The following is a 19136-nucleotide window of genomic DNA, read 5'->3' as shown; positions in this document are numbered from 1 at the left end:
ATCAGTTAACTTGTCAGTTTCCTGGAGGGGAATTTGCACCAGCTAACCGCAATCTCAAATCTCAAATCTCAAATCTCAAATCCAAGATTGGCTAAACTTCTGGGAATAGGAGTTTGCGGATGGAGTCTCCGTCTAGCAGAGTTACTGTTGCTCGCTTGTAACAAGGTTTAAAGCCGACGAATTTACCAACTCGGCGCTTTTTGCGCGGCGGGTTTTGGGTGTTGACGCCAATGACTTTGACCTTAAATAGTTCTTCGATTGCAGCTTTGATTTGAGGCTTGGTCGCTTTTGGTGCTACGTCAAATGTGAATTGATTTAATTCCATCATTCGGGTAGCTTTCTCGGTGAGAATCGGACGCTGGATCAAATCTGCGTAGTCGCGCTTTTCGATTTTACTCACCGTAAATCTCCTGAATTTTTGCTATGGCTGTAGAGGTGACGATAATTTTGTCAGCCGCGAGAACGTCGTAAACATTCAGAGAAGTTGCCAAGATGACGTTGACTAATTCGATGTTGCGTCCTGACAGGTAAACGTTGAGTTGCGGTTCTGGCAAGATTAACAGAACTTTTTTATTGGATTCGATACCCCAACGGGCGATCGCACTCAGCAGTTCTTTGCTTTTCGGTCTCGGAAATTGCTCTGCAAATTCTTCAACCACAATGATGTCATCGGTGCGACTTTGGAATGCTGTCCGCAAAGCAAGACGGCGTTCCTTTTTGTTCATTTTGACTTCAAAGTCTCTCGGTTTCGGCCCGAAGATGACACCGCCACCACGCCACAGCGGAGAACGGATCGAACCTGCTCTAGCTCGACCTGTGCCTTTTTGACGCCAGGGTTTGCGGCCGCCGCCTCTAACTTCCGATCGAGTTTTGGTGCAAGCATTCCCTTGACGGGCGTTTACCATTTGCCGTCTCAGCGCTCTGTGAACGACGTGAGACGCATTTTCTTCTTTGGCTACGCGAAGCTCTAAAGTTGTTTCTCCAACTTCTTCGCCTTGCCAATTTCGCACTACACAGTTAACCATTTCTTTTGTCCTTTGTCTGTTATCTGTTGTCTGTTTTTAGTGAGCTGTTGTCTGTTTTTAGTGAGCTGTTGTCTGTTGTCTTTTATTAGCTCTTAGTTTTCTGCTTTGAGTTTTCTGCTTTGAGTTCTTAGTTATTGCTGGCTGCTTACCGCCAACTAATGACTGAGGACTAATGACTAAGGACTAATGACTGCTGACGGCTGACTACTGACTAACGTCCTACTTTTTTCTCAGGCACAACATTGACTAAGGCGCCAGCTTTGCCGGGAACTGCTCCCTTAATTAGCAACAAATTCTGCTCTGCATCCACCCGGACAATTGTCAGTTTGCGGACGGTAACTTGAACGTTGCCCATGCGTCCGGCCATTCTTTTACCGGGATAGACGCGGCCGGGAGTGGTTCCAGGCCCGATCGATCCAGGTTCGCGGTGATTCTTAGAACCGTGAGACATGGGGCCGCGTTTGAAGTTGTGGCGCTTTTGAAAGCCTGCAAAACCTTTACCGATGCTGGTACCGATCACATCTACGATTTGTCCCGGTGTAAAAGTATCTGCTTTTACTTGTTGGCCTAATTCAAAGGAACTGGTATCTTCCAAGCGGTATTCGTGCAAGTGGCGCAATGGATTCGCCCCCGACTTGGCAAGGTGTCCCAATTCTGGCTTGTTGAGAGCCTTTGGTTTGACTTCGCTGTATCCAATCTGAATGGCAGTGTAGCCATCAGTTTGTTTTGTTTTAATTTGCGTTACTGTACAAGGCCCTGCTTGTATGACGGTGACGGGGATTGCTCTCCCTTCGGCGTCAAACACTTGAGTCATGCCTAGTTTAGTGCCAAGAATGCCTACAGACACGGATTTTTTTCCTTTTATTTACGCAAGAGGTTTCGGATTGCGAAGTTTACGTCAATCCGCTTGCTCTTGTGCAGAAACATTTATTTCAGTGTTCCTGCAATTAACTGTTATCAACCAACAGCCTTCCTCGGTGTTTAAAATTTGAGTTTTAAATTTGGGAGCGAGCTTGTGGAAGTCTTGCAAGGGTTGAGATTCTAGGTTTTTTACCTGTTCGATCTCCGAGTTTGATTTCGGTCTTGCTTATTTGGGCTAGGACTTGGATAGCAAGCTACTCAGTATCCTTTACAGCGCCAGTTCACAATAGTACATGAAGTGTTTGCTATTTGTCAAGGCCTATTTGATAACTTTTCGCCTCAGCTTTAGCATTTATAATACTTTAAGCTCGCAACGGGCGATCGACCAAATTTTAAACAGCAGGCTAGACAAATTTATGGGACTGATTACAACTGGTGCGGATATGATTCGGGATTTGGAAAAGTCGGGGTCGCTAGCCCTGTACGTTCCTTTAGAGGGAGGATTTGAGGGCCGTTACCTGCGACGGCTGCGGGCTGCGGGCTACGGTGCGTACACGATTACGGCGCGGGGTTTGGGCGATTTGGCGATGTATTTGACGGGAGTTCACGGGGTGCGACCGCCGCATTTGGGCAAGAAAACTACTGGTAATGAAGGGGCTGTGGGTTACACCTACTACGTACCTCCGATGTTGCAAACTCAATTAGATAATTTGCCGCCGAAATCAAAAGGACTGGTGCTTTGGATTATTGAAGGGCAGGTTTTGTCGAGTCAGGAAGTTGAGTATTTGACTGTTTTGCCGACGTTAGAACCGCGAGTTAAAATAGCAGTAGAGATGGGTGGCGATCGAGCTTTTAGCTGGAAGCCGCTTAAAGATGCTTTAGTTGCAGCTTAAATTCCGGTATTTGCGATCGCAAATCAACTGAAAAACGCAGCGAGCAACTCAGGCTCAACAGCTTCTGCTCGCTGGGTTTATATCTTTTTTTGCAAAAAAAACTTAATTAACAGGAAAAATTTTATGCTTCAGAACCGCGATTATACAATCATCATTGACAAAAGTGGCAGTATGTACACGAAAGACCAGATGGGCGGAAAAAGTCGGTGGGCGCTGATGCAAGAATCGACTGTCGCCCAGGCGAACAAATGCGAAGAACTTGACCCAGACGGCATCACAGTTTACGTTTTTTATGGTCGCTTCAAACGCTACGAGAATGTAACATCAGCTAAAGTAGTGCAAATCTTCCAAGAAAACGAACCTTTGGGGACTACAAATTTGGCTGCGGTGCTGCTAGATTCTCTCAACAATTATTTTCAGCGCAAAGCATCCGGTAAGACAAAGCCAAATGGCGAAACCATATTAGTGGTGACGGACGGCGAACCGGACGATCGCAAAGAAGTGATGAAAACGATTATAGAGGCGTCGCGAAAGCTCGATCGAGATGAAGAGCTGGCGATTTCTTTCATTCAAGTAGGGAAGGCGCCGGAAGCTACTAAGTTTCTCAAGATATTGGATGATGAACTGCAAAGTGCCGGGGCTAAATTCGATATCGTTGATACTGTGACGATGGATGATCTGGAAGAAATGACTCTGACGGAAGTATTGCTGAATGCAATCACAGATTGAGGAAGCGGGTAATGTTCGCGCGATTATATTTATGCCAGTTGGCCCAGCAGCATTTTTTTAGTGGGGTTTAAGTTATGGAATCGATCGATCGCCTGTTAGCTGAACTTAGGGCAGAATATCAAGCATCTCAAAAAAATCGCGAGGTAGCAAGTCAATCGCCGCTGGAAGCACAACAGCCTTCCCAACCAGCAGCAGCGCCGTCAAATCAAACACTTAAAACAGCAGATGTAAAGTATCCTGGTAATCTTGACAAAGATTTAGCTGAAATTAAGGCTGAATACGCAGCACAAAATAAAGCTCGAGAAGTGGCTGCACAGGAACCGCTTAAGCCTCTGCACGAAGCAGAAAATAAAGCTCCGGAAGTCACTGCACTAGCAGCACAACCCTCAGAAAAAATTGTGCAGTCTGAGTCAGACGTACAAACGCACAGGCAGAAAGTTAGGCAAGCTCAAGTTTGGCTGAAAAATTTAGATAAAAATTCCGATGAGAGATATTGGTTCGATCAGTTTGCTTTTAAGTATAGTTCGAGGATAGATGCGGCGATCGACTATTTGCAAGCTGTGAATGAGTTTGATTGAAAAGGTTCGTAGTGAGGACTTTAGTCCTAATTTCTGCGGACTGAAGTCCTCACTACGAACCAAAGATAGAAGGTTTGTAGTGAGGACTTTAGTCCTAATTCCTGCGGACTACAGTCCTCACTACGAACCAAAGATAGAAGGTTTGTAGTGAGGACTTTAGTCCTGATTTTTGCGGACTAAAGTCCTCACTACGAACCAAATGGTCGATCGTCTTTTGGTACAGATGTAGGATTCAGCAGAAATGAAGCTGCTTTGTTTGCTGTAGTTTCAGATAGCTTAATTTGTTTGAACTCAACAATACCGTCGGCAATAAAAGAATCTCTCAACGCCGCCTTTTCTCCGCTGTTAAAAACAGTTTCATAAAATACTTCGCGAATGCCGGCGGAAATGATTAATTTCAAACAATAAATGCAGGGTTCTAAAGTCACGTAAATGCTAGCTCCAGCGGTAGATATGCCGTGTTTGGCCGCAGTGGCGATCGCATTTGCTTCAGCGTGCACCGCCCGCGACGGCAAAGTTTTGCTAGCGTCGCAACTGCTCAAACCGGGATAGCAGAAGCCTTGAGCCGTACAGTGCACCGAACCTGAGGGCGAACCGTTGTAACCCGTAGCTAAAACTTGCCTGTTTTTAGTGATTACCGCGCCCACGGGAAAAGCCAGACAAGTCGATCGAGTCGCAGCCAACTTTGCCAACATTAAAAAGTATTCGTCCCAATTTGGTCTGTGAGGGGGTTCGTAATTGTCTGGTGTATTATCCATTGAAAATCTAGAATTAGAACTGTATTGGGACAAAGAATTTATTGCGAGATACCTGTTGAGCCAAATCCATTATCTCCCCTAGAGCTGGAACTTAGCATTTTCACTTCTTCAATTTCAACGCGAATTACTGGCGCGATCACCATTTGAGCGATTTTCATGCCTTTTGTCACTTGAAAAGAAGTTTTACCGTGATTAATTAAGATTACTTTGATTTCGCCTCGATAGCCTTCATCTATTGTTCCTGGTGAATTGAGTACAGTGATTTGGTGCTTGAGAGCTAAACCGCTTCTGGGACGAATTTGCGCCTCTGTTTTTTCTGGTAATTCTATGGATATGCCTGTATGAATTAACTGGCTTTCTCCAACATTGATTTCTACTTCATCTATAGAAAACAAGTCTAATCCAGCATCAGATTCATGGGCGTATTTGGGAATTATTGCTGATTCATGGAGTTGCAGAATTTTTAATTTCATCTTGCTTGCTGTTTGCTTGATTCTCGTCAAAGTGATTTTTTGTGAGAAACCAAACTTATTCAATAAGTCTGGTTTATTGGTATTTTGTTGTTGGTCGCAATTAGCCCGAAAAGGCAATTATCTTACGGGGCTAGTCTGGCTTTTCCCAGACGAGTAATTGTGTACCACTTAGCAATATCGGGAGCCCAACTTTCAAAATGAGGCCACATCAATTCGCAGAGTTTTTGAATTTCAAGTTGAGCATTTTTCTTGTTTCTTAAATCAGAAAAATGCAGAAAAGACCTTAAATTGAAACTAACTACAAAATGCTGGCGATAATCAAAGGGTAATTTTCCTCTGGCGTGTTCCTCGGACATACCACCATCGAAGTCAATTTTATAGCGTTGAGCAGCTTCTAGACACCATTCTAAATCTTTTGCTCTTTGTTCAGGAGAATAGTAATATTTTTTGCCTTCCCGATCGGTATAATAATCTACTGGACGCAGATAAAAAATATCTTCGATATCTTTTTTACCGACAGCGGCATCAAGAAATTGATTGCCTGTGTAGCGCAGAGAATTATGTACTACTAAGCCATTGGCAACAAAATTATGCCATTGACCATCCACTTCTAAATCGTAAGTCATTTGTTGACCAATATATTCAACACTCTTGACTTTTACGGGATGAGACTGCAATTTTCTCGCCTTGGGCTTTGGCTTAACTTGCCAATCTTGAGGCTCTAAGATTGGCGAATAAGCTTTGTAAAATTCCATCTCTAAATTCTTTTGATGGATGTATTCGTGACATTCTTTACACAAAGTCACTAAATTATCAAAATCATAAGCAAGAGATTGATTTGCGAAAACTGGTATTAAGTGATGAGCGTGAAGACTATTACCTCTCACCGCACATTTTTGGCAAACATAATCAAACTTTTTGTGAACTTGAGGTGCAATTTGCCGTGTCCAAGCACCAATCAATTGTCGCTCGCTAGAAGTGCCACCTTTCCAAAAATGAGACTCAGCACCTCTTTGTGTGTGAAGTTTTGCATTTTCAATTCTTTTTTGGCGACTGTCTTCAGAAAGATTAAGTTGATCACCTCCTTTATCTTTATTCCAAGGTTCATTGCCACCATGTTTTCGCTTATTTAGAGAGAGTCGATAAGCATAGACCCATTTTTTAACCACCTCAATTGAGCAGTTAGCTAAAGTTGCCATTTCATCAACGTGTAATCCTTTCTCAAGTTGATCGATCAACCAAGTTTTGTCGCGATAGAGAGCGTTAGGGTCATAATTCCAGGGCTTATGACCTTCAGGGAATCGCCCATCATAATAGGCTGAAACCAGCCCATATTTGTTATTCCATGCTTTAACTGTATTGGGAGAACAGTTAGATAAGTCAGCGATTTCTTTGATGGTCAATCCTTGCGCGATTTGAGTTTCAAGCCACGACTTGTCTGTGTAAAGCTTATCATCTGTTACCGACACGCCATTACACATAACATGGGAATTTGGGTTGATGCGAACCACATTTCCATCTGCTTTGGTTATTAATCCAACTGCATCTTTCATTGTTTGCCAACCGTCTGGGGTAAATAAACGGTGATTTACGGTACATTCTAAAGTCTTACCGTCTTCCAATGTTACCTTATAAACTGGCTGAATACCGCTGCACATTACATCTTTGATATGACCGACTTCAAATAAGCCGGTTTGTTCATTTAAAACTCGTAAGCGCATTTTACGGATTCTTTGTTTACAGTCACGACGATATTCGCCTGGTGGCTCACCATTTCGACCTCGAATACACCGAGAACAAATTGCTTTTTCCCCATTAGTCCAAAGTTCATACAGTTCTCCTATTGTTTTGCTCAATTTTTTATTGCCAGCATTTCCATTGCAATCAACAAAAGTGATTAAGCTATCAGCAGCAAGACATTGAACATCAAATGATACTCCTACACGATGAGTTCTCGCCTGCTGCATGACACTGTGAGGAAAATAGCCGCAATTAAAAATAATTTGAGGATGCTCTAATGGGCCGTAATGTCCCCGATCGCCCGCCAGGAGACGCTTGACAATTATTTCGCCACATTCTGCCTCTGAGGGCCACGAGTCCCGCTCGTCAAATACGAAATTCTCAGTATAGTCTTGATGGAGTGCAGCATAAATTACTTGCTGCGGATTGGGTGTTTGAGAAATAACTTCTACTCTGAATCTGTCCATGAGATTTTTATTTTTGATGCCAACTCTAGTTTGATATTGCAACATTCTAGATTGTTTCATACAAGAGCATTTATGGCAAGTTATTTTTATACTAATAATTCTCCGACTGGGATGCTAAAGCCTGCAAGTATGGTTTGAGTGTTAACAACTTCATTGGCATTAAACAAACGCCAGCCTTGACTTGCATTCACAAATACTAATCTTGCTTCTGGAAAAAGCAGCCAGACTTCCTGACAGCCTGACTCCAAATATTCCTGAGCTTTCGCAAATAATTCCTCGGCGCTGTCTTCGGGTGAAGCAACTTCGGCAATTAGGGGAAAACTTTGGGGAAATGATGTAAAATTGCCTGATGGTGGTAGGAGTTCGGGAGTAATGTAAGCGACATCGGGACGGCGGCCTTGCTTAGCAGTTCGGCAAAGTGTTTCGGTAACAACTTCTCCTCCCTGTCCGCTGGAGTCTTTGTGAATTCCCCAGTAACGGGCTAATTTAGCTTGAGCTAAACCGTGTTTAAATGTCATGCCTGTTTTATCCACTAAGTTACCGTCAACCCACTCCATTCTCTCCGGCGGATTGACCAGAAATTCTTCTAAAGATATAACATTTTTGGGTTGTGTTTGTTCCAGTTTTTCTGGTAATTTTTTAGATGTTTCTGGTAAGATTAAAGTAGCGGTCATCGTTATTACCTCGCTTTACTCAAATATTCAAATCAATACTTTTACTCGCTCGACTCTCAATTACAATCAAGACTTACGGATTAGGCTAAAGAAACCGGGTTTTTTACCGAATCTGTGGGCTTGAACTAAGTATTTTCGTAAAAAAACCCGGTTTCTGAACACTCATTCGTCCAGGACTAACAATGATACTCTCAAATCGTTTTTCTGAAGCCCTCACCTATGCCGCCGAATTGCACGCAACTCAAATCCGCAAGGGTTCCGGCGTTCCGTATATCGCTCATTTGTTGGGTACTGCTAGTATAGCTTTGGAATATGGGGCAAATGAAGATGAGGCGATCGCAGCTTTGCTTCACGATGCGATCGAAGATCGGGGCGGCGCTACCACCCGCGAAGCCATCCGCCAACGCTTTGGCGATACTGTGACAGCGATTGTAGATGGCTGTACCGACAGCGACGCGACGCCGAAACCGCCTTGGCGCGATCGCAAACAAGCTTATATCGATCGCATTCCTCAAGCTTCCCACTCCGTCAGATTGGTCTCGGCGGCTGATAAACTTTATAATGTGCGATCGATCCTCAAAGATTCCCGTCAAGTGGGTGACTCAGTGTGGGAACGCTTCACAGGTGGCAAAGACGGTTCTCTCTGGTACTATCGTTCTCTAGTACAAGCATTCCGCCAAGCTGAATTAACGCCTCTAGTTGAAGAATTAGACCGCACATTTTTAGAATTGGAACAGTTTTCTGACAGTTGACAGTTGACAGTTATCAGTTGTCATACACAAAGGATTAAACACAATATTCCCGATGCCCGATGCCCGATGCCCGATGCCCGATGCCCGATGCCCGATGCCCCCTTACAGTCAAAAAATGGCAAATGTTCGCTTAGAAAATATTACCAGACGCTACCAAAATGTCACCGCGATTGAAAACATCAGTTTCAAAATACCGGATGGGGAATTTTGGGTATTAGTCGGGCCTTCCGGCTGCGGAAAGTCTACAATTATGCGGACAATTGCAGGTTTGGAGACTGCAACTTCTGGCAATCTTTATATTGGAGATAATTTAGTTAACAACATTCCGGCGAGACAGCGCGATGTCGCAATGGTATTTCAAAATTATGCGCTTTACCCGCACATGACTGTCGCCGAAAACTTGGCTTTTGGATTGCGGATGCGGAATGTCGATCCGAGTAAAATTCAAGCACGAGTCGAAACTGTAGCCCGATCGCTGTCGATCGACCATCTCCTCAATCGCAAGCCCAAACAGCTATCAGGCGGACAGCAGCAGCGCGTAGCACTCGGAAGGGCGATCGCCCGCGAGCCGAAAGTTTTCCTGTTAGATGAACCGCTTTCCAACCTCGACGCCCAACTGCGAGACGACACAAGGGCCGAACTAAAACAACTGCACCAACGGCTGGGAATTACCACAGTTTATGTCACCCACGACCAAGTGGAAGCGATGACTTTAGCTGATAAGATTGTAGTCTTAAATGGGGGGAAGATTCAGCAAATCGGAGACCCGCAAAGCATTTATGCTAAACCTGCTAACCGGATGGTTGCCACATTTTTAGGCAATCCCGCTATGAATATTTTACCTGCAATTTATGCTAACGAATCTTTTCAGGTGGGAAGTCAATCTTTAGGCTGTCCGCCTTCGATTCAAAAAAGATTGCAGGCGAGAGAAGGACAAGCATTTGATTTGGGAATTCGTCCCGAAAATATAGAAATCTTTACGCCACAAACAGCAGCAGACGATGATTTAAAAAAAGATTTTTGGGCGTTAGAAAAAGTTCCTCTCGATGTAGAGGTAAAAGTGGTGGAACCTTTGGGGCGAGAAATTTTAATTCGGGCGAGTTTACCTGCGTTGAGTGCTGAAACTACTGTACAGTTACAAGTACCGGCGAGTGTTCGCTTGCGTCCGGGCGATCGGCTGACGGTACAGCTTGACTTCGATCGACTATTTATATTTGACCCATCCACCGGTGAGGCGCTGTACCCCTAAACTCGATTCAACCTCAAATTTTGAATATATAGTATTGGAGGCACTCGCGACCTGGTGAAACCCGGTTTCTGACTAGATTTCTGGTTCCCAGACCCAAATTTTGCCCACAAACCGGGTTTCTCGCCCCCATGCGTCAGTCCTGATGACTGACTTGTTGAGTGGGGAGGTTTGTATTTCTAGTCACAAAACTTTACACTTGACGTTTCTCAATTTACGCAGTAATGATACAATGAGTTTATTGAAAAAAAAAAGCATCCTCCCAAAGGCGTATTTTTACTGACAGGGGGCGATCGCGACCGACAACTGCGCGTCTTCCCTAGAGAAGTGGCAAACCCGCAGCCTTGGAAGCAACGGGCGAACCAAAAACTCCGAAAACGTTCTAGCGGCATTTTTAGATGAATCCAGACAACCTGCCTCAAATGCTGCAAACAGGATTTCACCTAACTTTAGGTGCAACTTCCTTTTTACTTGAGACATTGCAAGATCCAACCAAGCGAGAAGAAAATCTGGATAAACTCAGACAGCCAGATTTGGGCCTTCTCGCGGATGAGTTGCTCGAAAAAGGAGAAATGACCGATCGAGAAGCCCGGAATTTTGTCGATACTATTTTCTCAGGGCCGGGCGATCGGGAGAATGCACGCAGCGACGAATCCGGATCGCCAAAGCAATCGGATACAGCAACTGACACACCTCCCGAGTCGGTTGTACAGCCTGATGTAAAGCTAGAGATTCAAGAATTAACTGCACAGATGGCAGCGCTGAGAGCAGAGTTGGAAAATTTGCGCGCCGAAAATTCCCAGGATTAAAGAATCAAGCATCCCTTAACGCAGTCGGAGTTTAGTTGCAAACTTATTGAAGAGAACCAAACTTTAGTCGTTGTCCCAGTTTTCAGTACCGATCAGGTCGGCGATGCGATCGCGCAGCAAGAAGTCGCATTTTTCGAGTTCTCCTTCGACGCAAGCCCATTCTCGGGGCGGGATGAACTGACACAGCGTGTAGATTGGCTGTTGTCGGCTGAGAACGCCCTCGTGCACGAGGTGGCGGGCTTCATCCTGGATGACATCTAAAGAGTATTGGATTTTGATAGTTGACTGAATCATAATGCGCCCTCAAGGTTTTACTAAAAAAAATTTATGGCCCTGTTAATAATATAATCCAAACTTACGAATCTGTAAGTTAATTTTTTTTCAGTATACTGCGATACTTTTTTCCGATAAATTTTAAAAAGTTATCGGAAGACTCGGTAAGCGATCGGATCTGTCAGGGGATTTTGAGACGCGACAGACGTTCCCACCTTACAGGCGGATCTGCTGTAAAGCTTGATTCAGGACTTAGGAACCCGCGCCAGATTCCCGGTTTCTGCATGGATGCTTGGCCGCGAGCTGCCAAATTTTTGGCGAGAAACCGGGTTGATGAATTTAAGTCCTGACGCAGCACCCAAGCAAAGATTAGCGAGGGGGCGAAAACTCAAGCATTGCCCGTTTTGTCAATGCCGAACAGCAACTCTAGAGCGAGAGATTGCGCGGCAGGCATCTGCCCGAAACAAAATACATAAGGAATACTCGGAGGCAACTGCGGCAAGAATTGCTCTAAAACGTAGGGACTTCCGTAAATTAACACAGCTTGCAGTTCTCCAGTCCTTAATAATTTATTAAACCAATCTTGAGCTGCTTGCGTCAAGCCAGCACTGCCTCGGAAGCAATTGCCGCGAATGAAAATTTGCAGCAGTGTCGGAGAAAAACTATCGGCGTTTGCATTATGACTCAAAACGCCTGTCCGATCGTCAATTAGTTGCAATTCGTAACCAAACTGTTCGGGAAGGGCGATCGCCGGAGTGTGTTTCCCCAAAAACTCGCACCCCAAAACATCGTCCACCACAATCAAATTCCGCAAAAGCTGGTTCTCTGAGGGCTGTGGAGCCACTAAAGGCAGATTTCCCCCAAATTTCAAAGAATCTCGCAAAATATCGGCAGCCGTTGCCCTTGCCTCTGTGGTTGCCAGCAAAATTAAGTCGCTGGAACTCCCCCCTTTGCTCAGGGGGGGCTGCGGAGGGTCGAATTTGGGATTTGTCGCTGTTTGCTCGATCGACAAACCCACCTTAATTTTCGCTTGCCAAATTCGCTTGACAGATTCCTTGATTTGTGATATATAGAGTCGCCCTTGAGTGACAGCTTCGCAGACAGCCAGAATCGCCCCTTCCGGGTCAAGCGGCATCAGCAAAACATCAGCACCAGCCTCAGCGGCCAAAACAGCAGCCTCGTTCGCGCCGTACTTATTGGCGATCGCACCCATCACCAAAGCATCCGTTACGATCAAACCCTCAAATCCCAACTCTTCTCGCAGCTTCCCAATCAAAATTTTGCGAGAAAGAGTAGCCGGAAACTGGTCATCCCAAGCCGGAATCAGCAAGTGAGCACTCATCACAGCATCGACCCCACTGGCGATCGCCCCTACAAAAGGAGGTAACTCAACCTCGGCCAATCTCCCTGGCGAATGCGGCAAAACCGGCAATTCCAAGTGAGAATCAACCGCCGTATCTCCGTGGCCGGGAAAATGCTTAGCTGTAGTCAAAACCGGGTGCTCGCCTGCGCCGCGAATAAAAGCAGCGGCTAATTTTCCGACAATTTCCGGTGTCTCGCCAAAAGCGCGGACGTTAATCACCGGATTGTCAGGATTGTTGTTAACATCGACCACTGGTGCGAGAATCCAATTGAGACCGATCGCCCTAGCTTCGATCGCAGTCACAGCGCCCATTTGTTCCGCATAGCGATCGGCTTTACCCGCATCGTGCCGCGCAATTTCAGCAATAGCCATCGGCGGCCCGAACCAAGTCGCCCCGGCGAACCGCTGGCCGACACCTTCCTCAATATCCGCAGCCAACAGCAGCGGAAACTTAGCCCAAGACTGCAATTGGTGCGATCGCACCGCCAATTCCGCAGCACTTCCCCCCACCAAAATCACCCCACCCACGCCCAAATTTTCCAGATAATAGCGGAGTCTGTCGGCCGTTGGTTCCCAGGCCCGATAGCGAATTTGGTGGTCGAACAAGTAGCCTGAAGCGCGCACTACAAACATCTGGGCTACCAGTTCTGGTAAGGAAAGATTGTCAATCATTAGATTTTAGAATTGGGAATTGGGCATTGGGAATTGGGCATTGGGAATTGGGCATTGGGAATTGGCAATTGGTGTCAACTTAAGTCTGAATTTTTTTGTCTCTCTGGTTTATATCGAAGTCTAGATCCCCCTAAATCCCCCTTAAAAAGGGGAGTAGGGGTTGACTTTTAGCCTTTCCTGTCCCCCCCTTTTTAAGGGGGGTTAGGGGGGATCTGGGCCGAATCGTCAGATAGCAGTCTCGGACTACGTTTGAACTTAAGTTGACACGATGAGGGGTAATCGGGAATTCTTCCTTCTTCCTTCTTCCGACTTCCATCGGACTTCAATCTAGACTTTCGTCGTCAGCCAATTCTTCGTCCCCATCTAGAATATCTGGTTTGCGATCGGCAGAAAGCTGGTTCAGCAAGATCAGCATTTTATCGCCCCGTTCCAAAGAACGATCTTCGAGAAATATGACTTCCGGCGTCCGGCGCAGTTGTATCCGTTGGCCCAACTGGTTGCGGACATAGCTAGTTGCAGATTTCAAACCCTCCATAGTCTCCGCCTTCGCCTCATCATTACCGTAGATGCTGACAAAAATTTTTGTATGCTGAAGGTCTCCCGAAACAATCACCTCGGTAACGCTAACCATACCCGCACCTACACGATCATCCTTGATTCCATTCAGCAACATCAGGCTGACTTCCCGTTTAATCATTGAAGCTACACGCTCAATGCGACGACTTGTAGCCATAGAAACTATCCCCTACTTTTAGATCAGCCATTTTCTATCAATTCTTAGTTTGGCACAAAGCTGTAGGGGGGAGTGCTGCCAAAGTGCGCCACAATGAATTTTGGATAGCCTAGCCGTGCCACGATCGCCAATCACAACATAAAAACTATGGATAAAGAATTTACCATTGGTCAAAAAGTCCGAGTTGTGGCGATGCCACCTTTCGTGAAAACTGCCGAACCGATGCCGATGCTGCGGCCTGCGAATGTAATTGCGATCGGGGCCCAGGGTGTTGTGATCGATCGGCGTCCCGGCAATTATTGGGGCATTCGCTTTGAAAAAGGTGCTTTTTTGTTAGACAGTCAGTACATTGAAGCTGTTGACAGTTGACAGTTGGGAATTGGGCATGGGGCATGGGGCATGGGGCATGGGGCATGGGGCATTGGGCATGGGGCATGGGGCATTGGGCATTGGGCAATTCTCCCTCTCCCCCTCTCTCCCTCTCTCCCTCTCCCGTCTTCCTTCCTCAAGAAGCTATCTTTGCCTCAAAACCCAAAGAATCAACCGAAAATTCCCCCAAAACTTCCTCTAAAATAGGAGAGCAGAAGTTACAAGGTTGAGGCTTTCCCAAATAATAACCTTGAGCGTAATCTACCCCAAGTTCCTTGAGTTTATCCATAACTGCTTGACTTTCTACATACTCGGCAATAGTTTGAATTCCCATGGCGCGAGCAATTTTGGTAATAGCTTCCACCATTACAATATCAATAGGATGATCGGCAATATTCTTAATAAAATTGCCATCAATTTTGAGATAGTCAACAGGCAAATTTTTCAGGTAAGCAAAGGAAGACATCCCGCTGCCGAAGTCGTCCAAGGCAAACTGGCAGCCGAGTTCCTTGAGTTGCAAAATCAAGCTGGCTGCTTTGCTGAGATTAGCGATCGCCACGGTTTCGGTAATTTCAAAACAAATTATTTCCGGCGGTATTTGATGGATGGAAAACTGCTCTTGAATAAACTCGATTAACTTTTCTTCATTAAGGCTGTCCCCAGAAAGGTTGATTGCATAAAGGCTGGGATATTTGTCAAATGAGGATTGTGAATTAGACAAGGGGCAGCAAGCAGGCAAGGTAACTATTTTATCGCTGTCTGCCCCGGGGTTTTGGACTAATAGATTTGCCGTAAAAATTTTAGATAAATTGCTAAATAAAGTGCGAATTACCCAGCGATCGATCGCGTGCATCAAGTTGTAGCGTTCCGCGGCCGGAATAAATGCCATCGGTGACACCAACTGACCGGTCTGAAGCTGGAGGCGGAGGAGGATTTCGCAGTGGGTGCCGGTGGTGGGAGAATTGAGCAAATGTACGATCGGCTGAGAGTACAAGCGAAAGCGATTCTCTTCTAAAGCTTGATTGATTTGCACCACCCACTGGGTTTCGCCGTGCTGTTTGATTAATTCCCGATCGCCCGCTTGATAAACCTGCACCCGATTGCGGCCTTTATTTTTAGCAGCATAGCAGGCAAGATCTGCCGCGCTCAACACCGCAGATGTCGATACTGTTGTGGGATTAATTGCCACCAAACCGATACTGACGCCGATCGAAAAAGTTTTATCCTGCCACCCGAACCGGAATCCCTGAATGCTTTGCAGCAGCAATTCTGCAACATCTAAGCCCTGTTGTGGCGGACAATTGTACAGGAGTACAGCAAACTCATCGCCGCCCAGGCGAGCCAAAATATCTGTTTTGCGGATATTGCTTTTAAGTAGCTGGCTGACTTGGCGCAGCAGTTCGTCGCCTGCAACGTGACCGTTCGTGTCGTTAACTATTTTGAAGCGATCGAGATCTAGGTAAAGCATCACGTGTTCTTGACCGTAACCTTGAGAACTGTGCAGGGCGTGTTCTAGCTGGTACTCAAATTCGTGGCGGTTGACCAATTGTGTCAGGGGGTCGTGAGTTGCCTGCCAGGTGAGTTGTCGCGCTTGAGTTCGCACTTGGGTGACATCTCGAAATACAACGACGGCCCCGACAATTGTGCCGTTGCTGGCGTGGATGGGGGCGACGCAATGGTCGATCGCAAATTCGCGGTTGTGGCGCGCCATCAGCAAACTGTTGTGTCCTTGGTCAACAATCCGACCTTCGTACAAAGCAATTTGGGCGATATTTTCGATCGGCATCCGAGTAGTTTCGTCAACTATTCTCAACACGCTGGCGAGGGGCAAACCTTTAGCTTCCGAGGTTGACCAACCCGTGAGTTTTTCGGCAACTGGATTGAGGGTAGAAATGTAGCCGTCGCTGTCAGTAGCGATTACGGCATCGCCGATCGATTGTAGAGTAACGTGAGCGAGTTCTTTTTCCTTAAAAAATGCTTGTTCCATGCGCTTGCGATCGCTAATATTTCGCTGCACAGACACCCAGTGCGTGACGTTCCCCAACTCGTCAGCAACAGGTACGCTGTTGAGTTCCACCCAATAAGTTGAACCGTCTTTGCGGTAATTAATCAATTCCAAGCGCAGCGGTGTTCGGCGAGAGAAAGCGCGGCGAATTTTGGCAACTTGAGCGCCGTCGCTGTCGGGCCCGCGCAGACAACTCGGTGTTTGGCCGATAATTTCTTCGGGGCGATAACCGGTCATTTGGGTAAAAGCTTCGTTGACGTAGATGATGCCGGGATCGGAGATATCGCTGTGTCCCGCATCCATAATTACGATCGCATCGTTAGCGTTAACTACGGCAGATTCTAACAGTTGCAGCCGCACCTCGGCAGAATGGCGGGTAGCGATTTCCCTTTCCAGTCGGGCGTTAGTCAAGCTGAGCGAGGCGATCGCTTTTTGCAATTCCCTAGTCTGTTCTTGGACGTTTGCGTGCAAAATATCGATCGCCCCGGACATTTCCATCGGGTCAAGTACGCGCAGCAAGCTGGTTTGAGTAACTATTCCCAGCAGTTCTCCGCGTTCTGCCGTTACTACCAACCTGCGGACTAAACGCTGCTGCATTTCCTGATGAGCTACCCACAGCGAGTCTTCTGGCTTGAGACTAAATAAGGGGGTACTCATCACAGTTTGGGCGATCGTCTGCGACAAATCTATCTCTAAAGCTTGAAATTCCACAATATCCCGTTCTGTGACGATACCTACGGGAATTGGGAACGGCAAATTCATCGATAATTCTGTTGATGCTGTAATTACCACGCAGCTAACGCGGTGCTGCGCCATCAACTCAGCTAAACTGATAACTGACGCGGTGACAGGTGCTTGAATGACTTGTGCGGTCATTACTTCTTTCACGCTGCGCATTTTTAAGATATTTGCCGGTTGTACCATGGCTTGGCGAATGCTTTCCGGCGTAATTACTCCTAGGAGTTGACCGCGATTATCCAATATTGGCAGGTGGTGAATTCTTTGTTGGCTCAGCAGAATTAGGGCGCTGAAAATGTCTCGATCTTCACCTTTAGTCAGAGTTGCCGCAGGCTGCCGCATGACTTCTGCGATGGTGACATTATTTAATTTTTTGCCCGATGCAATCAAATCGACCAGATCCCTCTCGGTGAAGATTCCTTGCAATTGACAATTTTGAGCAGATTGCGAGTCGGATGTTTCCAGGGATTTTTCGACGACAAAGACGCAGATACCTCTCGCATCTCTGAGGGCGCTTGAGGTAGGGGGATTTGCGATTTCTGTTAGTTGCTGGTAGATATCGGTTGGTGGAATTTCTACGTTGAGAGAGCAACTTTCACGCCGTTGGCCCATCAGGGTAATTACTTCTGCTAATGGGGTATCTGGCGCAACTGTCAAGGGGGAGCGGTCAATTACTTGATCTAAAGTTGGCAGATACTTGGAGGAATCGTTTTTTATCATATTTAATTGATTTTTGCGATCGCGTTGACTCTGCGACATTCCTAAAAAGCGCTGCTTTCCCAGGAATATGTGGATTTTTACAGCGCTGCTGAGACATAATTAAAATTTATTGTTAAAAATGCACCCCGATCTTTGGTTGGGGATCTGGCCGGTGACGGCTCTCCCTCTACCTATAAAGTTATAACTGTATCTTGATTTTAAGTGTAAAAATTCTGTCGAGTGACAGTTTTATTAAAAAATATGTATTTGTTGGGAACTGTTGGCGATCGCATCAACCCATAACATCATCCATCCCTAATCATATCTATCTAAAGAAATAGACTGCTGTTGGCTGTCCTAGCTAACCGAGAAAAGGTGACGGCGAAAAGACACGGTATTAAGTTCGGCACTGTTAAGTTTTGTAATATTAAGTTTTGCGAAGTTTGGGAGACCATCTGTGGGTTGTCGAGAGGAATCGATGTCACAGCCGGTCTGTGAATTCGATCGCAACTTGCGAAAACCACCGTGGTAAGATTGTAGATATAAAGACAAGAACTTAAACACCCAGTTTGCTGAGGAAAAGGGATTATGAAACGCCATCTATTAGCAGCTACTCTTTTAGTTACTCCGCTACTGTTGGCCGGGCCGGCTAACGCTGCAAATCCCGCTCACGTCAAACAGTTACTGTCAACTGGGCTATGTTTTCAGTGCGACTTGTCGGGAGCCAATTTGACCGGGGCTCATTTAATTGGTGCAGATTTGAGAGAAGCAAATTTGCAAGGCGCAAACCTCTATGGCGCTAACCTCGAAGGTGCTGACTTGACGGGCGCTAACTTGACGGGTGCTAACTTAACCGCAGTTTTCCTGACTAATGCCAGTTTAAATGACGCAGACCTCGATCGGGCAAATCTGACGGCTGCCATCATCAACACTGCTGACGTATCCGGCGCATCAATGGAAGATATGACCATCACTAATGCGAAAATCTACAATACCCAAATTGGTGTCGGTGGCAGCTACGACCAATAAACTTTTTTAAAGAATGCAAAGCGCCCATTTTCAGTTAAAAAACCCGGTTTCTCTCCAGAAACCGGGTTTTTAGTTTTGAGGTTCGTAGTGAGGACTTCAGTCCTATCTTTTTGGCGGACTGAAGTCCTCACTACAAACTTGTTTTGAGGTTCGTAGTGAGGACTTCAGTCCTGTCTTTTTGGCGGACTGAAGTCCTCACTACAAACTTGTTTTGAGGTTCGTAGTGAGGACTTCAGTCCTGTCTTTTTGG

At 46.0% G+C, this 19136-nt stretch carries 20 protein-coding genes; 9 read left to right on the top strand and 11 right to left on the bottom strand.

All coding sequences use genetic code 11. The features are described 5' to 3' along the window. Positions 1-91 precede the first annotated feature (91 nt). The 3 genes from QUB64_RS10805 to rplC all read right to left on the bottom strand — a co-directional run bounded on the left by QUB64_RS10805 (position 92) and on the right by rplC (position 1872). Positions 92-400, bottom strand: coding sequence for a 50S ribosomal protein L23 (locus QUB64_RS10805; RefSeq protein WP_333265400.1), 309 nt, complete (start codon positions 398-400; stop codon positions 92-94). Beyond that, positions 393-1025 (bottom strand): 50S ribosomal protein L4, encoded by a 633-nt coding sequence (gene rplD, locus QUB64_RS10800; protein WP_333265402.1) that lies wholly within the window; start codon positions 1023-1025, stop codon positions 393-395. The genes QUB64_RS10805 and rplD overlap by 8 nt, the downstream gene beginning before the upstream one ends. A 211-nt stretch (positions 1026-1236) precedes the next feature. After that, positions 1237-1872 (bottom strand): 50S ribosomal protein L3, encoded by a 636-nt coding sequence (gene rplC / locus QUB64_RS10795; protein ID WP_333265404.1) that lies wholly within the window; start codon positions 1870-1872, stop codon positions 1237-1239. Between the two features lie 430 nt (positions 1873-2302). On the opposite strand from rplC, the gene QUB64_RS10790 reads away from it, so the two are divergent. The 3 genes from QUB64_RS10790 (at position 2303) to QUB64_RS10780 (ending at position 4086) form a co-directional block, all read left to right on the top strand. Next, positions 2303-2779, top strand: coding sequence for an NAD(P)H-quinone oxidoreductase subunit N (locus tag QUB64_RS10790; protein WP_333265929.1), 477 nt, complete (start codon positions 2303-2305; stop codon positions 2777-2779). A gap of 123 nt (positions 2780-2902) precedes the next feature. Further along, positions 2903-3508 (top strand): vWA domain-containing protein, encoded by a 606-nt coding sequence (locus QUB64_RS10785; protein WP_333265407.1) that lies wholly within the window; start codon positions 2903-2905, stop codon positions 3506-3508. A 74-nt stretch (positions 3509-3582) separates the two neighbouring features. Continuing rightward, entirely contained in the window at positions 3583-4086 is a 504-nt protein-coding gene (locus QUB64_RS10780) for a salt stress protein, Slr1339 family (RefSeq protein ID WP_333265409.1), read from the top strand. A 188-nt stretch (positions 4087-4274) separates the two neighbouring features. Here QUB64_RS10780 and QUB64_RS10775 read toward each other — a convergent pair whose 3' ends face one another. From QUB64_RS10775 to QUB64_RS10760, 4 genes are all read right to left on the bottom strand, one after another. Then, entirely contained in the window at positions 4275-4844 is a 570-nt protein-coding gene (locus QUB64_RS10775) for a deoxycytidylate deaminase (protein WP_333265411.1), read from the bottom strand. 38 nt (positions 4845-4882) lie between these two features. Continuing rightward, positions 4883-5317 carry a dUTP diphosphatase gene (dut, locus tag QUB64_RS10770; protein ID WP_333265931.1) on the bottom strand — a complete coding sequence of 145 codons (435 nt, stop codon included), beginning with the start codon at positions 5315-5317 and terminating at the stop codon, positions 4883-4885. 122 nt (positions 5318-5439) lie between these two features. Further along, a complete protein-coding gene (locus QUB64_RS10765; protein ID WP_333343177.1) occupies positions 5440-7569 on the bottom strand; it encodes an FAD-dependent thymidylate synthase in 2130 nt (709 codons plus the stop codon). 41 nt (positions 7570-7610) lie between these two features. Next, positions 7611-8198 carry a Uma2 family endonuclease gene (locus QUB64_RS10760; RefSeq protein ID WP_333265415.1) on the bottom strand — a complete coding sequence of 196 codons (588 nt, stop codon included), beginning with the start codon at positions 8196-8198 and terminating at the stop codon, positions 7611-7613. 182 nt (positions 8199-8380) lie between these two features. Between QUB64_RS10760 and QUB64_RS10755 the strand changes: the two genes are divergently transcribed. The 3 genes from QUB64_RS10755 (at position 8381) to QUB64_RS10745 (ending at position 11005) form a co-directional block, all read left to right on the top strand. Beyond that, entirely contained in the window at positions 8381-8950 is a 570-nt protein-coding gene (locus QUB64_RS10755) for an HD domain-containing protein (RefSeq protein ID WP_333265417.1), read from the top strand. A 115-nt stretch (positions 8951-9065) separates the two neighbouring features. Further along, positions 9066-10199, top strand: a complete 1134-nt coding sequence (locus tag QUB64_RS10750; protein ID WP_333265933.1) for an ABC transporter ATP-binding protein — start codon at positions 9066-9068, stop codon at positions 10197-10199. A gap of 395 nt (positions 10200-10594) precedes the next feature. Next, a complete protein-coding gene (locus QUB64_RS10745; RefSeq protein WP_333265419.1) occupies positions 10595-11005 on the top strand; it encodes a hypothetical protein in 411 nt (136 codons plus the stop codon). A gap of 63 nt (positions 11006-11068) precedes the next feature. Here the strand turns inward: QUB64_RS10745 and QUB64_RS10740 are convergent, their stop codons facing one another. The 3 genes from QUB64_RS10740 to rbfA form a co-directional block, all read right to left on the bottom strand. Continuing rightward, positions 11069-11299, bottom strand: a complete 231-nt coding sequence (locus QUB64_RS10740) for a DUF4327 family protein (RefSeq protein ID WP_333265420.1) — start codon at positions 11297-11299, stop codon at positions 11069-11071. A gap of 367 nt (positions 11300-11666) precedes the next feature. Continuing rightward, a complete protein-coding gene (locus tag QUB64_RS10735; protein WP_333265422.1) occupies positions 11667-13313 on the bottom strand; it encodes a glycoside hydrolase family 3 protein in 1647 nt (548 codons plus the stop codon). A 322-nt stretch (positions 13314-13635) separates the two neighbouring features. Further along, on the bottom strand, positions 13636-14046 hold the full coding sequence (rbfA, locus tag QUB64_RS10730; RefSeq protein WP_333265424.1) for a 30S ribosome-binding factor RbfA: 411 nt from the start codon (positions 14044-14046) through the stop codon (positions 13636-13638). 147 nt (positions 14047-14193) lie between these two features. On the opposite strand from rbfA, the gene sipA reads away from it, so the two are divergent. Further along, on the top strand, positions 14194-14415 hold the full coding sequence (sipA, locus tag QUB64_RS10725) for a regulatory protein SipA (RefSeq protein ID WP_333265426.1): 222 nt from the start codon (positions 14194-14196) through the stop codon (positions 14413-14415). Then, positions 14412-14645 carry a hypothetical protein gene (locus QUB64_RS10720; protein WP_333265428.1) on the top strand — a complete coding sequence of 78 codons (234 nt, stop codon included), beginning with the start codon at positions 14412-14414 and terminating at the stop codon, positions 14643-14645. Before sipA ends, QUB64_RS10720 begins: the two co-directional genes overlap by 4 nt. On the opposite strand, the gene QUB64_RS10715 is transcribed toward QUB64_RS10720, so the two are convergent. Beyond that, entirely contained in the window at positions 14552-17917 is a 3366-nt protein-coding gene (locus QUB64_RS10715; protein WP_333265430.1) for an EAL domain-containing protein, read from the bottom strand. The two genes, QUB64_RS10720 and QUB64_RS10715, sit on opposite strands and share 94 nt — an antisense overlap. 528 nt (positions 17918-18445) lie before the next feature. Between QUB64_RS10715 and QUB64_RS10710 the strand changes: the two genes are divergently transcribed. Further along, positions 18446-18886, top strand: coding sequence for a pentapeptide repeat-containing protein (locus QUB64_RS10710; RefSeq protein WP_333265432.1), 441 nt, complete (start codon positions 18446-18448; stop codon positions 18884-18886). The last annotated feature ends 250 nt before the right edge of the window (positions 18887-19136 follow it).

Source organism: Microcoleus sp. Aus8_D2, assembly GCF_036702665.1.
Lineage (GTDB): Bacteria > Cyanobacteriota > Cyanobacteriia > Cyanobacteriales > Microcoleaceae > Microcoleus.
The sequence above is the reverse complement of the archived record's forward strand: the minus strand, read 5'-3'. Positions and strand labels throughout refer to the sequence as shown.

What these genes read in the sequence shown, in the direction of transcription:
- QUB64_RS10750 (WP_333265933.1), top strand. Translation starts at nt 9,066, where the DNA reads ATGGCAAATGTTCGCTTAGAAAATATTACCAGACGCTACCAAAATGTC.
- QUB64_RS10775 (WP_333265411.1), bottom strand. Translation starts at nt 4,844, where the DNA reads ATGGATAATACACCAGACAATTACGAACCCCCTCACAGACCAAATTGG.
- QUB64_RS10740 (WP_333265420.1), bottom strand. Translation starts at nt 11,299, where the DNA reads ATGATTCAGTCAACTATCAAAATCCAATACTCTTTAGATGTCATCCAG.
- QUB64_RS10755 (WP_333265417.1), top strand. Translation starts at nt 8,381, where the DNA reads ATGATACTCTCAAATCGTTTTTCTGAAGCCCTCACCTATGCCGCCGAA.
- rbfA (WP_333265424.1), bottom strand. Translation starts at nt 14,046, where the DNA reads ATGGCTACAAGTCGTCGCATTGAGCGTGTAGCTTCAATGATTAAACGG.
- rplD (WP_333265402.1), bottom strand. Translation starts at nt 1,025, where the DNA reads ATGGTTAACTGTGTAGTGCGAAATTGGCAAGGCGAAGAAGTTGGAGAA.
- QUB64_RS10765 (WP_333343177.1), bottom strand. Translation starts at nt 7,569, where the DNA reads ATGTTGCAATATCAAACTAGAGTTGGCATCAAAAATAAAAATCTCATG.
- sipA (WP_333265426.1), top strand. Translation starts at nt 14,194, where the DNA reads ATGGATAAAGAATTTACCATTGGTCAAAAAGTCCGAGTTGTGGCGATG.
- dut (WP_333265931.1), bottom strand. Translation starts at nt 5,317, where the DNA reads ATGAAATTAAAAATTCTGCAACTCCATGAATCAGCAATAATTCCCAAA.
- QUB64_RS10790 (WP_333265929.1), top strand. Translation starts at nt 2,303, where the DNA reads ATGGGACTGATTACAACTGGTGCGGATATGATTCGGGATTTGGAAAAG.
- QUB64_RS10745 (WP_333265419.1), top strand. Translation starts at nt 10,595, where the DNA reads ATGAATCCAGACAACCTGCCTCAAATGCTGCAAACAGGATTTCACCTA.
- QUB64_RS10715 (WP_333265430.1), bottom strand. Translation starts at nt 17,917, where the DNA reads ATGTCGCAGAGTCAACGCGATCGCAAAAATCAATTAAATATGATAAAA.
- QUB64_RS10735 (WP_333265422.1), bottom strand. Translation starts at nt 13,313, where the DNA reads ATGATTGACAATCTTTCCTTACCAGAACTGGTAGCCCAGATGTTTGTA.
- QUB64_RS10785 (WP_333265407.1), top strand. Translation starts at nt 2,903, where the DNA reads ATGCTTCAGAACCGCGATTATACAATCATCATTGACAAAAGTGGCAGT.
- QUB64_RS10760 (WP_333265415.1), bottom strand. Translation starts at nt 8,198, where the DNA reads ATGACCGCTACTTTAATCTTACCAGAAACATCTAAAAAATTACCAGAA.
- QUB64_RS10780 (WP_333265409.1), top strand. Translation starts at nt 3,583, where the DNA reads ATGGAATCGATCGATCGCCTGTTAGCTGAACTTAGGGCAGAATATCAA.
- QUB64_RS10710 (WP_333265432.1), top strand. Translation starts at nt 18,446, where the DNA reads ATGAAACGCCATCTATTAGCAGCTACTCTTTTAGTTACTCCGCTACTG.